Annotated in this window: 9 protein-coding genes; 4 read left to right on the top strand and 5 right to left on the bottom strand. The window is 68.8% G+C overall.

What is annotated here, in order from left to right:
- Position 1: 1 nt before the first annotated feature.
- The 4 genes from CEW88_RS00165 (at position 2) to CEW88_RS00150 (ending at position 7,911) form a co-directional block, all read left to right on the top strand.
- A complete protein-coding gene (locus CEW88_RS00165; RefSeq protein ID WP_108964150.1) occupies positions 2-1,015 on the top strand; it encodes a glycosyltransferase family 2 protein in 1,014 nt (337 codons plus the stop codon).
- Positions 1,015-5,721, top strand: a complete 4,707-nt coding sequence (locus CEW88_RS00160; RefSeq protein ID WP_108964149.1) for a MupA/Atu3671 family FMN-dependent luciferase-like monooxygenase — start codon at positions 1,015-1,017, stop codon at positions 5,719-5,721. The genes CEW88_RS00165 and CEW88_RS00160 overlap by 1 nt, the downstream gene beginning before the upstream one ends.
- Before the next feature lies 1 nt (position 5,722).
- Complete coding sequence (locus CEW88_RS00155) at positions 5,723-6,379, top strand: 4'-phosphopantetheinyl transferase family protein (protein ID WP_108964148.1); 657 nt, start codon at positions 5,723-5,725, stop codon at positions 6,377-6,379.
- Between the two features lie 221 nt (positions 6,380-6,600).
- The gene (locus tag CEW88_RS00150) at positions 6,601-7,911 is read left to right on the top strand and encodes a GumC family protein (RefSeq protein WP_108964147.1); all 1,311 of its coding nucleotides are present in this window, start codon (positions 6,601-6,603) and stop codon (positions 7,909-7,911) included.
- Between the two features lie 62 nt (positions 7,912-7,973).
- On the opposite strand, the gene CEW88_RS00145 is transcribed toward CEW88_RS00150, so the two are convergent.
- The 5 genes from CEW88_RS00145 to CEW88_RS00125 form a co-directional block, all read right to left on the bottom strand.
- A complete protein-coding gene (locus CEW88_RS00145) occupies positions 7,974-9,065 on the bottom strand; it encodes a CpsD/CapB family tyrosine-protein kinase (protein ID WP_108964146.1) in 1,092 nt (363 codons plus the stop codon).
- A 207-nt stretch (positions 9,066-9,272) separates the two neighbouring features.
- On the bottom strand, positions 9,273-11,378 hold the full coding sequence (locus CEW88_RS00140) for an NAD-dependent epimerase/dehydratase family protein (RefSeq protein ID WP_108964145.1): 2,106 nt from the start codon (positions 11,376-11,378) through the stop codon (positions 9,273-9,275).
- A gap of 9 nt (positions 11,379-11,387) precedes the next feature.
- Entirely contained in the window at positions 11,388-12,347 is a 960-nt protein-coding gene (locus tag CEW88_RS00135; protein WP_108964144.1) for a glycosyltransferase, read from the bottom strand.
- Positions 12,344-13,558: a glycosyltransferase family 4 protein gene (locus tag CEW88_RS00130; RefSeq protein ID WP_108964143.1), complete on the bottom strand. Its 1,215-nt coding sequence runs from the start codon at positions 13,556-13,558 to the stop codon at positions 12,344-12,346. Before CEW88_RS00130 ends, CEW88_RS00135 begins: the two co-directional genes overlap by 4 nt.
- A complete protein-coding gene (locus tag CEW88_RS00125; RefSeq protein ID WP_108964142.1) occupies positions 13,555-14,550 on the bottom strand; it encodes an NAD-dependent epimerase/dehydratase family protein in 996 nt (331 codons plus the stop codon). The genes CEW88_RS00130 and CEW88_RS00125 overlap by 4 nt, the downstream gene beginning before the upstream one ends.
- Positions 14,551-14,555: the final 5 nt, after the last annotated feature.

The raw sequence follows: 14,555 nt of genomic DNA, 5'->3' as shown, positions 1-14,555 counted from the left end.
CATGCCGCGCGTGCTCGTCATATCGCTCAACTACCGCACGGCGGAGATGACCCTGCGCTCGGCGCAGGCGGCGCTGCGGGCGCTGCAGGGTCTCGAGGCCGAGCTGGTCATCGTCGACAATGCCAGCGGCGACGGATCTTACGAAAAGATGAAGGCAGCGCTCGCGGCAGAGGGCTGGGCCCGGGGCGCGCCGATCCGATTGATCGGCTCCGACCACAATGGCGGCTTTGGCGCGGGCAACAACATCGGCATCCAGGCGGGATGGTCGGACGGCAGCCGCCCCGACTACGTCTACCTGCTGAACTCCGACGCCTTTCCCGCGCCGGGTGCGATCCGCGCGCTGGTCGCACATCTTGAAGCGCACCCCGAGGCCGGCCTGGCTGGGAGCTATCTTCACGGCGAGGACGGCGAGGCGCATATGACCGCGTTCCGCTTCCCCTCCATCGCCTCGGAATTCGAAGGCGCCGCCCGCTTCGGCCCGGTCTCGCGGCTGCTGCGGCGCAAGGCCGTGCCGATGCCTGTCCCCGCGGGGACACAGCGCGTGGATTGGCTGGCCGGTGCCTCGTTGATGATACGGCAGGCGGTGCTGGCTGAGATTGGGCTCTTCGACGAGACCTTCTTTCTTTACTTCGAGGAAACCGAGCTCTGCCACCGCGCCGCCCGTGCCGGGCATCAGACCCATTACGTGCGAGGCAGCGAGGTCATGCACATCGGCTCGGTCTCGACGGGCATGAAGCGCTGGACCCGCATTCCCACCTTCTGGCTCGACAGCCGCTGGCATTATTTCTCCAAGACCCACGGTAGAAGCTACGCGGTGTTGGCGACGCTGTCGCACGCCTGCGGCGGGCTGCTCTGGCGGCTGCGTCGGGTGATCCAGCGCAAGCCCGCCGCCGATCCCGCGCATTTCCTGCGCGACCTGATATCCCATGACCTTCGCGCCCTGTTCCGGCCCGCGGCGCGACGCGCCGTCCCCGCGGGGACAGGCGGCGCAGAGGCGAACGCGGAGAGACTGTGATGGACAAGTTCAGCTCTGTCGTCATCGGCAACGAGTCCTTGCTGGTGCAATGCGCCGGGAAGCTGCACGCCGCCGGACATCGCATCGAGGCGGTTGTGACCAGAAATCCCGAAATCGGGAAATGGGCGACGGATCAGGGAATTGCGGTCGTCGCTCCCGGTCCCGGTCTGGCAGAGCGACTGCCGCAGCCCTTCGATTACCTGCTCTCGATCTCTAATCTGGACATAATTCCCGCGGATGTGCTGGCGCTGCCCGTCAGGGGCGCGGTCAATTTCCACGACGGGCCGCTGCCGCGGCACGCCGGGCTCAATGCCCCGGTCTGGGCGCTGATCGAGGGCGAAACCCGCCATGGCATCACCTGGCATATGATCGAGGGCGGCGTGGACGAGGGCGATATCCTCGTGACCCGCGGCTTCGACATCTCGGCCAGCGACACCGCGCTGACGCTGAACGCCAAGGCTTTCGAGGCGGCCATCGACAGTTTCGACGAGGTGATCGATCAACTGGCGACCGACCTGAAACGCCTGCCGCAGGACCTCTCGCAACGCAGCTACCACGCGCTGGCCGACCGGCCCTCGGGCCACGGGCTGCTGGATTTCACCAAGCCCGCCACCGACCTTGCCCGCCTGGTTCGGGCGCTGGATCACGGCGGCTATGCCAATCCGCTCTCGGCCCCGAAGGTGCGCGCCAATGGGCGCATCTGGCTGGTGGGCGAGGCCCGGGGGATCGAGGGGCGTGGCACCCCGGGGGAGATCCTCGAGGCCAGCGACGATCATCTCACCGTTGCCTGCGGCAGCGGCGCGCTGCGGCTGGCGCATTTCACCCATCCCTGCGGCGCGCCGGCGCTGGTGGCGCAGGTCGGCAAACCCGGCGGAGCGCTGGATCTCGTGGAGCCGGAGGAGCGCGCCCGGATCGACACCGCCATCCGGACCGTCGCCCCACATGAACCCTTCTGGCGCGGACGGCTGGCCGCGCTGTGCGCCTTTGAAATGCCGGGTCTCGGTCGGCAGGCGGGCGCGATCACCCGACGCACGCTCTCGCTCGGCGAGGCCGATTTCGCCGCGGTCGTCGCTGCCTTTGCCGTGCGGCACGATCCGCAGGGGGTGTGCGACATTGCCCTTGCGGACCTCGCGCTGAGCGGGCTGGCCAAGAGCGGGATACTCACCCCCTGGGTGCCGCTGCGCATTGAGGCCGAGGGGGATGCCGACGCACTGCAGGCACGTATGGCCGAGGCCATGACCGAGGCGCGCAGGCGCCGGGGCTTTGCCACCGATCTGCCCGCCCGCACGCCCGAGTTGAGCGGTGCGCCACAGGTACCGCATCTGGGGCTGAGCCTTGCCGCCGGGCCAATCCCCGGCGCGGTGCTGACCGTCGAGCAGACCGCTCAGGGCATCCTGCTGCATGCCGACATCGGCCGCATCCCAGCCGCGCAGGTGGAGCTGATCGCCGCCCGGCTTGAGCTGATCGCGGCGCATCTGACCGGCGACACCGAGATTCGCGACCTGCCGATCCTGCCCGAGGCCGAGCGCGCGATGGTCATCGACCTGTGGAACGCCACCGGGGTGGCGCATGACCGCGACCTGACGGTTCAGGCGGCGTTCGAGGCGCAGGTGGCCAAGACCCCCGGGGCCGTGGCGCTGGTCTTCGAGGGGCAGAGCCTGAGCTACGCCGACCTCGACGCCCGCGCCAACCGCGCGGCGCAGGTGTTGCAGGCCATGGGCGTCGGGCCGGGCGTGGTCGTGGGCCTCTGCACGCGCCGCTCGATCGACCTGCTGGTCGGGGCGCTTGGAATCCTCAAGGCGGGCGGCGCCTACCTGCCGCTCGACCCGGCCTACCCGGCGGAGCGGCTGCAGCACTACATCGCCGACAGCGGTGCGCCGGTGATCGTCACCCAGTCGGCGTTGGCGAAGACCCTGCCGGAGCATGACGCGCAGCTTCTGCTGCTCGACGCCGACCCGCGCTTGTCGCAAGCCCCGGCCATGCGCCCCGAGGCGACCAGCGGCCCCGAGGACATTGCCTATTTGATCTACACCAGCGGCTCGACGGGCACGCCCAAGGGGGTGATGGTCGAGCACCACAACGTGGTGAACTTCTTTACCGGAATGGACGCCGTCGTGCCGCACGAGTCAGCGGGCACATGGCTGGCGGTGACCTCGCTCAGCTTCGACATCTCCGTGCTGGAGCTTTTCTACACGCTGGCGCGCGGCTTCAAGGTGGTGCTGACCTCGGACGAGGACCGGGGGCTGGTCTCGAACGGGCCGATGCCGCTCTCGGACGCGCGCATGGAGTTCTCGCTCTACTACTGGGGCAACGACGACGGTGCCGGTCGCGACAAGTACCGGCTGCTGCTCGAGGGTGCGAAGTTCGGTGACAGGAACGGCTTCTGCGCGGTCTGGACCCCCGAGCGGCACTTCCACGCCTTTGGCGGGCCCTACCCGAACCCCTCGGTGACCGGGGCGGCGGTGGCGGCGGTGACCGAGACCCTCGCGGTGCGCGCGGGCTCGGTGGTCTCGCCACTGCACCACCCGGCGCGGATCGCCGAGGAATGGGCGGTGATCGACAACCTCACCAACGGCCGTGCGGGGCTGGCACTGGCCTCGGGCTGGCAGCCGGATGACTTCGTGCTGCGCCCCGAGAACACGCCGCCGGACAACAAGAAGGCCGTCATCGAGAATATCTCCCAGATTCGGGAATTGTGGGCGGGTCGGCCTGTCGCCTTCCCGCGCAAGGACGACTCGACCCATGACGTGGTGACCCAGCCACGGCCCGTGTCGAAGGAGCTGCCGCTCTGGCTGACCGTCGCCGGCAACCCGCAGACCTGGAAGGATGCGGGCACCCATGGCTGCCACGTGCTGACGCACCTGCTGGGCCAGAGCATCGACGACGTGGCCGAGATGATCCGTCTTTACCATGCGGCGCTGCGCGAGGCCGGGCGCGATCCCAAGGATTTCACCGTCACCTTGATGCTGCACAGCTACATCGCCGAAACCCGTGAGCAGGCGCGCGAGACCGCGCGCGGGCCGATGCGCGAGTACCTGCGGTCCGCGGCGGCGCTGATCAAGCAATACGCCTGGGCCTTCCCGGCGTTCAAACGGCCGAAGGGGGTGAACAACGCTTTCGATCTGGACCTCGATATTCTGGAGCCCAACGATCTAGAGGCCATTCTCGATTTCGCCTTCGAGCGGTATTTCACCGAAAGCGGGCTCTTTGGGACGGTCGAGGACGCGCTTGAGCGCACCGAGCAGCTGAAACGGATCGGCGTGGGAGAGATCGCCTGCCTGATCGACTACGGGATCCCGGTCGAGACCGTGCTGCAGGGTCTGAGGCCGCTGGCCGAGGTGGTGAAGCGGGCCAATGTGGCGCCGGAACTGGCGGAGGAGGACTTCTCGATCGCCGCGCAGATCCTGCGCCATGGGGTGACGCACATGCAGTGCACCCCGTCGATGGCGCGGATGATCGCGATGAACGACGAGGCGCGCTATGCGCTGTCGAAGGTGGCGCACCTCTTTCTCGGCGGCGAGCCGCTGCCCGGCGCGCTGGTCGAGGAGTTCGCGCGGATCACGGACGCTTCGATCACCAATATGTATGGGCCGACCGAGACGACGATCTGGTCCTCGACCGAGGATGCGCACGCGGACGAGGGCGTGGTGAACATCGGCCTGCCGTTGGCCAACCAGCAGCTCTACGTTCTGGACGAGGCGCGGCAGCCGGTGGGCGTGGGCGTGCCGGGCGAGCTCTGGATCGGCGGCGAGGGGGTGACGCGCGGCTATTGGGGACAAGAGGCGCTGACCGGGGAACGCTTCGTGCCCAACCCGTTCCATTCGGGCCGTATGTACCGCACCGGCGATCTGGTGCGGCGGCGGATGGATGGGCGGATCGACTTCATCGGAAGGGTCGATCATCAGGTGAAGCTGCGCGGCTACCGCATCGAACTGGGCGAGATCGAGGCCGTCATGGAGGCGCAGCCTGAGATTGCCCAGGCGGTTGTCGTGGCGCGCGAGGACAGCCCCGGCGATCTGCGGCTCGTGGGGTATTACACCGCGTCCGCCAAGGTGGACGAGGGTGGGCTGCGGGCCGCGATGGGCAGCGGATTGCCCGCCTTCATGGTGCCCGCGCATTTTGTCAGGCTCGACACCTTCCCCCTGACGCCGAACAAGAAAGTCGACCGCAAGGCGCTGCCCGCGCCCGTGGCGCGGCGGGGGACTCCGACACCGGTCGATGCACCGATGGCCGCCGCGCCGACTCCCGTGGCGACGCCCGCACAGACGGTGGACACAACGCGGGTCGAGGCAGAGATCGCCGAGATCTGGTCGACCGTGCTGGGGGTGCGGGGGCTCTCCGGGCGGGACAATTTCTTCGAGCTGGGCGGGCATTCGCTGCTCGCGGTGCAGGCGCATCGGGCGATCCGCGACGGGCTGGGGGTGAAGGGCCTGTCGATCACCGACATCTTCCGCTTCCCGGTGCTGGCGGACCTGGCCGAGCGGGTCGCGGGGCTTACCGGCGGCGTGGCTGCGCCCGCGCCCAAGCGGGCTGCACCAGTGGGACCGGTCGTGCTGAATGCGCTTCAGACGTCGACAGAGACGGGGATCGGGACCGAGACAGGGCGCGCCGTTCCGGAGGCGGCTCCGCCTTTGAACCCGCGCGCACAGATGCGGGCGGACCTCATGGCCCGGCGTCGCGAGATGCGCGCCAAGAGGCGCGCCTGACATGGTCCGGCCCGAGGATCTCAGGGATCTGCTGAATGGGGTCACGCTGCCCGAGGGTCTGGTCTGGGCGGTGTCGGAGCCGGTGGAGGATCTGTCGGAGCTTTTCCCCGAGGAACGCGCCGGCATCTCCCGGGCGGTCCCGAAGCGGCAGGCGGAATTTGCCGGTGGCCGGCTGGCGGCGCGTGCGGCGCTGCGCCAGCTCGGCCTGCCGGACGTTGCCATTCCCAAGGGCGCGGATCGGGCACCGGTCTGGCCCGAGGGCGTTGTCGCCAGCATCACCCATACCGAGGGTCTCTGCCTTGCCATGGCGGCAAGGGCGCGGGACTGGCGCGGCCTGGGAATCGATCTTGAGGTCGATCGTCCGATGCGCTCGGAGCTGATCCGCAGCATTGCCAGCGTGCCCGAACTGGCGCGGCTCTCGCCGATGCCTTTCTCGCGCGCCGGAGTGAGAATTTTCAGCGCCAAGGAGGCGGCCTACAAGGCGCAGTACCCGCTGACCGGCGCGCTCTTTGGATTCGAGGCGATGGAATCGCGCCTGCCGCTGGGGGCAATGCGAATGGTGGCGGAAATGGGGCTTGGGGCTGGGGCGACTCTGCCGATGCTCCAGATCGTGAAATTTGACCTGATCTTGTCGATTTGCACCCTTCCCCACGAGTGACAGGCGAAAAATCCCTAGTTTATGTCCTAAATGTGACCTTGATCCCGACATTGGACACGAAGTGTTTCCCGATTGGCCCGGTATAAAGATGGCGTAAACCGGGCGAAATTGTTAGATTTTGACATGAAAGCGGCGCGCTTGCCCCTGGTCCCAACCCCAAATTGGCCGGGGCAGGGGCGCCGCTTTCCGATCGCATTGGGGGCCATTGCGGGAGTTTTGTTGTGAACCAGTTCCAGTCGTTTTCCGAGGTGCTCTCCGCAGTGCGCCGCCGTTTTGTTCTGATTGCCCTGACCTTCGTGGTCGGCACGGCGATCGCCGTGTTCTTCGCGCTGAATCAGCCCAAGCTCTACGAGGCGACGGCGGTGGTGCAGATCGAGGAAGCGCAGGTTGCGCCCAATCCGACCAGCGCCACCGTCGCAGCGGAGTCCGCCTCTCGGCGGGTACAGCTCATCGAGCAGCGGATCATGTCGCGCGATAACCTCGTGCGCATCATGCAAGAGCACGGGTTGTTCGTGTCCGGTCCCGAGATGCCGATGAACGAGCGCGTCTTCCGTATGCGCGAGTCGGCCTCGATCCAGGAAATCCGCGCCACCCCGAATGTCTACGCGCCGCAGAACCAGCCCTCGGGGCTGATGATCACCGTACGGCTCGACGATCCGCAGAAGGCTGCGGACGTGGCCAACGAGCTGATGTACTCGGTGATCGACATGTCGCGCAGCCGAAGCGAGACTCGGGCGCGTGACGCTCTGGCCTTCTTCGAGGCCGAGGACGCGCGGGTCGAGGCCGAGATCGAGGCGATGGATGCCCGTATCGCCGAGTTCAAGAAGCAGAATTCCGAAGCGCTGCCTTCCGGGCTGACGGCCATGCGCGACCAGCTTGGCACGCTCGAGGACAACAAGCTGCAGCTCGACCGGGACATCGTTGCGCTGCAGGCCAATTCCGCCCGCCAGCGCGAGGACGTGCAGGCCCGCCAGCTGGCGTTGCTCGAAGAGCAGAGGCAGTTGGTCGCGGTGCGCATCGACGGAATCGAAGAGACCCTCCGCCGTGCGCCCGAGGTCGAGCGCGAGCTCAGCGGGCTGGAGCGCGAGCGCACGCAGCTGCAGGACCAGTACAGCGTGATCACCCGCCGCAAGGCGGATGCCGAGATGGGCCAGATGCTCGAGGACCGGCAGCAGTCGGACCGCTTCGAGGTGCTCGAGACGGCGCTGGTGCCCGAGGTCTCGGCCTCGCAGAGCCGCCGCAAGCTGGTGGCCGTGGGCGCCGTGGCGAGCCTGATCGCCGGGCTGATCGCGGCCTTTGCCGCCGAGATGATGAACCCGGCTCTGCGCAGCGCGGCACAGATGGAACGGGTGCTCGGGATCCAGCCCGTGGTGGCGATCCCGCCGGTGAAAAGCCGCCGCGACCGTCGCGGCAGGGGGCTCGGCGTCGCTGCGCTGGTGCTGGCTTTGGGGGCCGCGCTCTTTGGCGTGCTGCGCCTGCTGGGCGACAGGCTGCCGATGATCGAGCGTTTCTTGCCGCGCGTCGGAGCCTGAGCCAAGCTGGCCGGCGACAAGGTGAGCTGAGTCGGAAAAGGCGGGCCCGGGGCCCGCCTTTCTCAGTATTGGTACTTCTTGAGGTTGGTGCCCTCGGCCTTGTTCAGCACCATGCCGAGCAGCGGCGTATCGGCGCCGAGGCGACGCTCGACCTCGCGGATCTCGCGCTCGGTGGTCAGCCCGCCGCCGACCACCATCAGCACCCCGTCGATTTGCGGCCGGAAGGCCAGAACATCGTCGTAGTAGAGCGCGGGTGGCAGATCGAAGAGCATGACATCGGGCTGCAGTCGTGCCTCGATCGAGGTGATCACCTCGGCGGTGGCTGGCGCGTTGAGCAGCTCGGCGGCGTAGGGCTCGATGACCTCGTTGAAGCCGAAGGCGATGTTGTGCCCGGCGTGGATGTGGTTCTCGCCCATGCGCAGCAGGTGCGCCTCGGGAGGGATCACACCGCGCAGCAGCGCCCCCATGGCACCGGGCGCGCGCATCCCCATGACCTTGTGCAGCGACGGGTTGCGCAGGTCGAGATCCATCAGCAGCGCCCGCAGCCCCTCTTGCCGCGACATCGAGATGGCGAGGTTGGCGGCGGTGAACGTCTTGCCGCAGCCCTTGCTGGGCGAGGTGATGCCGACGCGGGTCCAGCCGTTCTCGGCCAGCGCCTGGGTCAAGCGGGTGCGCAGCACATCAAAGGCGGCATGGGCCGGGTCTTCGCGGCTGGCGGTGATGATGCGGTTGCGCTCGAGATGGACGCTGTCGATCTCGAGCACCGGCAGCCGGTCCCACAGCGCCCCGGCTTGGGGCGTTGCGCGGCGGGTGATCGGGCGGCGCGGGGCGGGGGCGGGATCGGCCGCCTCGGCGCGGGGCGCGAGCGGCTCGGGCGCAGGGAGTGGCGTCACGGTGCGGGCGCGGGTCGCGGCGGGCTGCCGGCGGGCGGTCTCCACCTCCGCGCGGTGCTGCTCAGTCTGGATCTGGGCAACCCGGATTTGGTCGGTCCGCATCTGGTCTGCGCGGCCCTGTTCGGTGCGGGCGTCCTCGGCCTCGCGCTCGGCTTCGCGGCGGGCGAGCCGGTCGGCGCGGCGCTCGAGCGGGAAGATCGGCGGATCCTCCGGCGTCTCATCGACCCGTTTCCGACGCTGGAACTTGCGGCGTTCTACCATACTCGTCTCTCCGCACCTCACACGCGGGCACCCCACCTGCGGAGCCCCTGCCCAATCGGCAAGGAGACCGCCTGCTTTCAGGCCGGCGGCGCCGGGCCACGCCCGACGTTCACACGGCCCATGCACTCATGACCATTGATGCCATAAGGCCATGAGATTCGGTCAACAATAAGGAGGAAATGGGCGCAGTGGCCGCGAAACGCCCCCCTAGAACCCGAAGAGATTTGCTTCGGTGATGGCTCTTTCGATGAAACGCCCGCGGTCCGCTTCGGGTTGCCAACCCAGCACGGCTTTCGGCTTGTCGTTGACGAAGGGCGAGAAATGCGCGCGGCTCTGCCAGTCGGCCAGCGAGGGGCGCACCAGCGCTTTCTTGCGCAGGGCGTATTTCTTGAGCCCATATTTGACCGCGTCAGCGGCGTAAAAGATCGAAAGGTTGCCCGAGCTCACGCGGATGCGGGCGCCGAGCGTTTCCTCGATCGCGTCGAAATACCCGCGCGCGGTGAGCATGGGCTCGCCCACGAGATTGAAGCTCTGGCCGATGGCCGCGGGGTCAGCACCCATGCGGAGCAGCCCGTCAGCCACGTCGTCGATCAGCACGAAGGGCAGGATGTTCTGCCCCGGCCCCCAGATGCGCACCGCGCCCGCACCATGCCAGCGGCCGATCCCCCAATGTTGCAGCGGCCCGCCGTGGCCCACGACGATGCCGGGCCGGGCGATGGTCACCGGCAGACCGCGCTCGGCGTGCAGCTTCCTCAGCTGGCGCTCGCATTCGGCCTTGGAGCGGGCGTAGAGGTTGCGGCCCGTCATGTCGTCCGGGAAACGGGTTTCCTCGGTGATCTGCACATGCGGATCGGACATGTCGTAGCTGGCGATGGTGCCGGTGTAGACCAGCCGCTTCACCCCCGCCGCCTCGCTGGCCATGGCGATGCGGGTGGAGACGCCGACATCGTTGACCAGCGCCCCGGCCCAGGTCGTCTCGAGCGAACGGGCAAGGTTATAGACTGTGTCGATGCCCTGCATGGCCTGCGTGAGCGCGTCGAGATCATGGAGCGAAACGCCGACCGTCTCTACCTGATCGGGCAGGTCGGGGAAGGGGCCGTGGCGCCCGCGCGAGAGCACCCGCACGTCCTGGCCCTCGGCCACCAGCCGCCGGGTCAGGGCGCGGCCGATAAAGCCGGTGCCGCCGATCACCATGGCGGTGGGCCTCGGCTTACGGGTCTGCACGGCGGGCGCTTTCACGTCCAGCGTTTCGGGGGGGAGCTTGGCGATGGCGGCCTCGATGGCCTCCATGACCGCGACGGCGCTCCGCGCCGAGAAGCGGGTGTCCTGCGGCTGACCCGCTGCGAGCGGGTCGTAGATGGCCGCCATCATGCCGCGGAAGCTCTTGGCGTAGGGGCCTTTCTGGTTGAGCGATACAGTCTGGATCGCGGCGTTGCGCAGACCCTCGCGCAGGTGTTGCCAGCTTTGGTCCAGTTGCCGCCGCAGAGGGTTCATGATGAGGTCCGAGGCATTTTCGCGGTCCACCACCAGCGTGTCGGCCGCATAGTCGAGACGCGCCCGCCCCGAGGAGCCGCGCAGGGTCACCGAGCGGTCGTCCACCGTCTCGACCATCGACAGCTGGAAGGTGATCTCGACCCCGCCGGCGCGAGCGAGGATGCGGAAGCCCTGCGGGCGGAGGTCATCCCCCGGAAGCCCGATCGGCTTGGTCGCCTCGGCATGCAGGATGTCGAGCGGGCCGAAAAGATCGACGGCAAAGGCGAAGGGGTGCGGCCCCAGCTCGAGCAGCATGTTCTTCGGCTCGCGCAGCAGCCACAGGCTGAACGGACCCGAGCGCAGCGGCGCCAGCGGCAGCGCCCAGGTTATCTCGGCCTGCGAGACGCGGCCATAGGTGCCGGCCTGCAGCGCCTCTTTCATCCGGACGTAGGAGGGCAGGCCAAGGAAGTTGTGCCCGGGTTGAAAACGCTTGCCCGCGGCTTCGGCGGTCTCGGCAATGGCGCGGGTCTCTGCAAGGCTCACCGCGACGGGTTTTTCGACCAGCACGTGCAGCCCCGCCCTCAGGCATTGCTGCGCCAGCCCCGCGTGCAGCTGCGGCGGGGTGAGGATATGCACCGCGTCGCAAGCGCCGGAGGTGATCAGCGCCTCGACGGAGGTAAAAGGGACGGCGCCATAGGCCATGGCCAGCCCCTCGGCGGCGGGTTCCGACAGGTCGCAGACCGCGGTGACCTGCGCGCCCTCGGTCGCCTTCAGTGCATCACCGTGCCAGCTGGCGATATAACCGGCGCCGATGAGGCCCACGCGGATCGGTTGAGGCATGAGGGCTCCTTACTTGTACTCGATCAGGCGCATGGGCGCCTGTCTCAGTCGGCGCGAGTGGAAGGTGGCCATGCCGATGAGGTTGGGAAATTTGGACAGGGTGAGCAGCAGCGCATGGCGGCGCGCCTCGGGGGCTGGCAGCCCCTCGCGGCGCAGGCCCTGCGCCGTGCGCATCCAGTTGAGCGGGTAGACGGCCAGCGCTGCAAGGGCGAGCGGCCAGAAAAGGGCGGCACCGAGAAGGATCAAAAGCGGCAGCAGCAGCGCATAGACCAGCGCGCGCTTGCGCTCGGTGGTGAAGCAGTCAGGGTGCAAATGGCCGACCTGCGCGAAGCCATGGCCGGTGCGCACGGCGCGTTTCCACCATTGACCGAAGTGCAGCATGGCGGCGTCGTGGCGGGTCATCTCCCGCGGAAGCCGTTCCAGCGTCCAGCCGGCCTTGCGCAGGCGGGTGCAGACCTCGTCGTCCTCGGCGGCGATCACCCTGGGGTCGAAACCGCCGACCTCGATGAAGGCTTCGGCGCGCAGCATCATGTCGCCGCCGCAGGTGCGGATTTCACCGGCGGGCCGGTGCCATTCGACGTCGCAGAGCTGGTTGTAGAGGCTGGCGTCGCGGTGGATCTCTGCGCGCCAGCCGGTGACAAGCCCGGTCTTCGGGTGCGCGCGCATATGGGCGCGGGCGCTGTCGAGCCAGCCGGGCACCAGGGCGCAGTCGCCGTCGATGAACTGCACGAGCTGCGGATCGTCGAGCGCCGCGAAACCCGCGTTGCGGGCGCGGGCGGCGGTGAAGGGGGTGCTCAGGTCCAGTTCCACCACTTTCGCCCCGGCGTCGCGCGCCGCGGCGAGGCTGCCGTCGGTGGAGCCGCTGTCCACATAGACCACCTGCCGCGCCTGTCCCATCACCGAGGCCAGCGCGGCGACCAGCCGGTCGCCCTCGTTGCGGCCGATGAGAACGACGTCGACGGCGGTCATGCGCGAGGCTCGGTTGCACAGAAGAGGGCGGAGAGCTTTGCCGCCTCGGTCTTCGCGGTGAAGTGGGCCTCGACCTTGGCGCGGCCTGCGGCGCCCATGCTGCGCCGCAGGTCCGGGTCGGCGAGCAGGGCGTCCAGTGCCTCGGTCAGCGCCTCAGCCTCGCCCGGCGGCACCAGCAGGCCGCTGACGCCGTGATCGACCAGCTCGGGCACCCCGGCGATGCGGGTGGTCACGACCGGCACCTGCGCGGCCATCGCCTCCATCAGCACCACGGGCACGCCCTCGGCGAAGCTCGGCAAGACGAAGACGTCGGCCTCGGCCAGCGCTTCTGCGACCTCGGCCTGCGAGCGGTAGCCGAGGAACTCGGTGCGCGCGGCGATGCCCAACTCGGCCGCCATGGCCTCCAGCACCGCGCGTTCGGGTCCGTCACCGATGAGGCGCAGACGCAGCTCCGGGTGTCGCGGTGCGAGCGCCGACAGTGCGCGCAGCAGGACCGGCACGCCCTTCACCCCGGCAAGACGGCCGGTGAAGAGCAGGGTCTGCCCTTCGTGCCGCGAGGGCGCGTAGCGCGTGGGCTCGATGCCGCAGTGGATGATCTTCAGCTTGTTCCAGTCCGGCCGGCCCGCGAAGCACATGAGCTGCGCGCGGCAAAAGGCGCTGATGCAGGCGACAAAGCGGGCCCGGCGGGTCTTTTCGTCGATGCGCCAGTGCTGCGGCTCGAAGAAGATGTCAGGCCCGTGGATGGTGAAGCTGAAAGGGATGCCCGACAGCTCCGAGGCCAGCATGGCGACGGTGCAGGACGCCTTTGCGATGTGGTTGTGCAAATGCTGCACGCCGGCGTTCTCCAGCGCCTCGGCCAGCACCCCGGCCTCGGCAAAGTAGATCAGGTTGAAGGCGCGCCCCTTGAGTCCCTTCGGTGCGCTGCGCCACGCGAGTGTCAGCGCGCGCAGGTAGCGGCGGGGCCGGCGCATCCCCCGGGCATGGGCACGGAGCAGCCGCAGCGGCGACCGGCAGGCATCCAGCACCTTGAAGGTCCGCGCGTGTTCGGCGCGCTGCTCGGGGCCGACGAGATGCTCGGGGCCCGTGGTGCGGATCGAGCAGGTCAGCACCTCGTGGCCGAGCTCGCGCAGGGCGGCGACCTCGCGCTGGATGAAGGTGTCCGAGGCGCGGGGGTATTCACCGGTAAGATAGGCGAGCTTGGGCAGGCTCATTCGCGGCTCTCCTGCAGGGCGCGGGCCATGAGCGCGCCGAAGCGGTCCTGCGGTAGCGAGCCGAGCGCCGCGACGAGCCCCTTGTCGGGGTAGTGCAGCGGCATCATCCGTGCCTTGAGCACCGGCACGCGCAGCAGGCCGGGCAGGCGCGAGGCCAGCGGCGCCAGCAGCTTCGCGGCCAGCATCCAGAGCGGCCAGGGCAGCGGCAGCACCGCTTTCGGCCAGCCCGACGCGGCATGGGCCCGCAGGAAGCGGGTGCGGTCGGGACGGTCGGGGTCGATGACATTGACCACGCGCACCCCGTCGGGGCGGCGCAGGGCGGCCTGCAGCAGGCGTTTCGCCACATGCGAGACATGGGCGAGCGGCAGCTCTCCCTTGGTGCCGACGCGGATCAGCAGCGGGCCGAGCGTTGGGCCAAGATGGGCATTCCACGTGCGTCCCGCGCCGAATATGACGCCCGGCCGAAGGATCCAGAGCGGCAGGTCAGCGGCGCGGCAGAGCTCTTCCTGCGCGAGCTTTCCGGCGATATATGGGTCGCGGGCCGTGGCGCTGGTTTCGAGCGGGGTCCGTTCGGTGACGTCGGCTCCGGGGGAGAGCCGGGCAGTGTCGTAGACGCCGATCGAGCTGACCAGCACGAGGTGCAGCTGCAGCCCCTCGAGCGCGGCGAGCAGGTGGCGGGTGCCGTCCACGGTGGCCGCGGTGACAGCAGCCTCGTCGGAGCCGAGATGCGCCGCGGCATGGATCACTGCCGAACAGCCCCGGGCCGCCTCGCGCAGGCGCGGGATGCAGGCGGGGTCCGCGAGATCGGCCTCGATCCAGCTTATGACCTTGCCTTGAGCGCCCTTCTCCGGCGCGGCGGCGCGGCAGAGCGCGATAACCTGCAGCCGCTGCGCGCGGGCCTCGGCAAGCACCGCGCGGCCGAGGAAGCCGGTGGCGCCGGTCAGCAGGATTCGAGTTTGGCCGGTCCCATCGTCGATCGCTGCGTCGGTCATTTTTC

Source organism: Alloyangia pacifica (assembly GCF_003111685.1).
Taxonomy (GTDB): domain Bacteria; phylum Pseudomonadota; class Alphaproteobacteria; order Rhodobacterales; family Rhodobacteraceae; genus Salipiger; species Salipiger pacificus_A.
The sequence above is the reverse complement of the archived record's forward strand: the minus strand, read 5'-3'. Positions and strand labels throughout refer to the sequence as shown.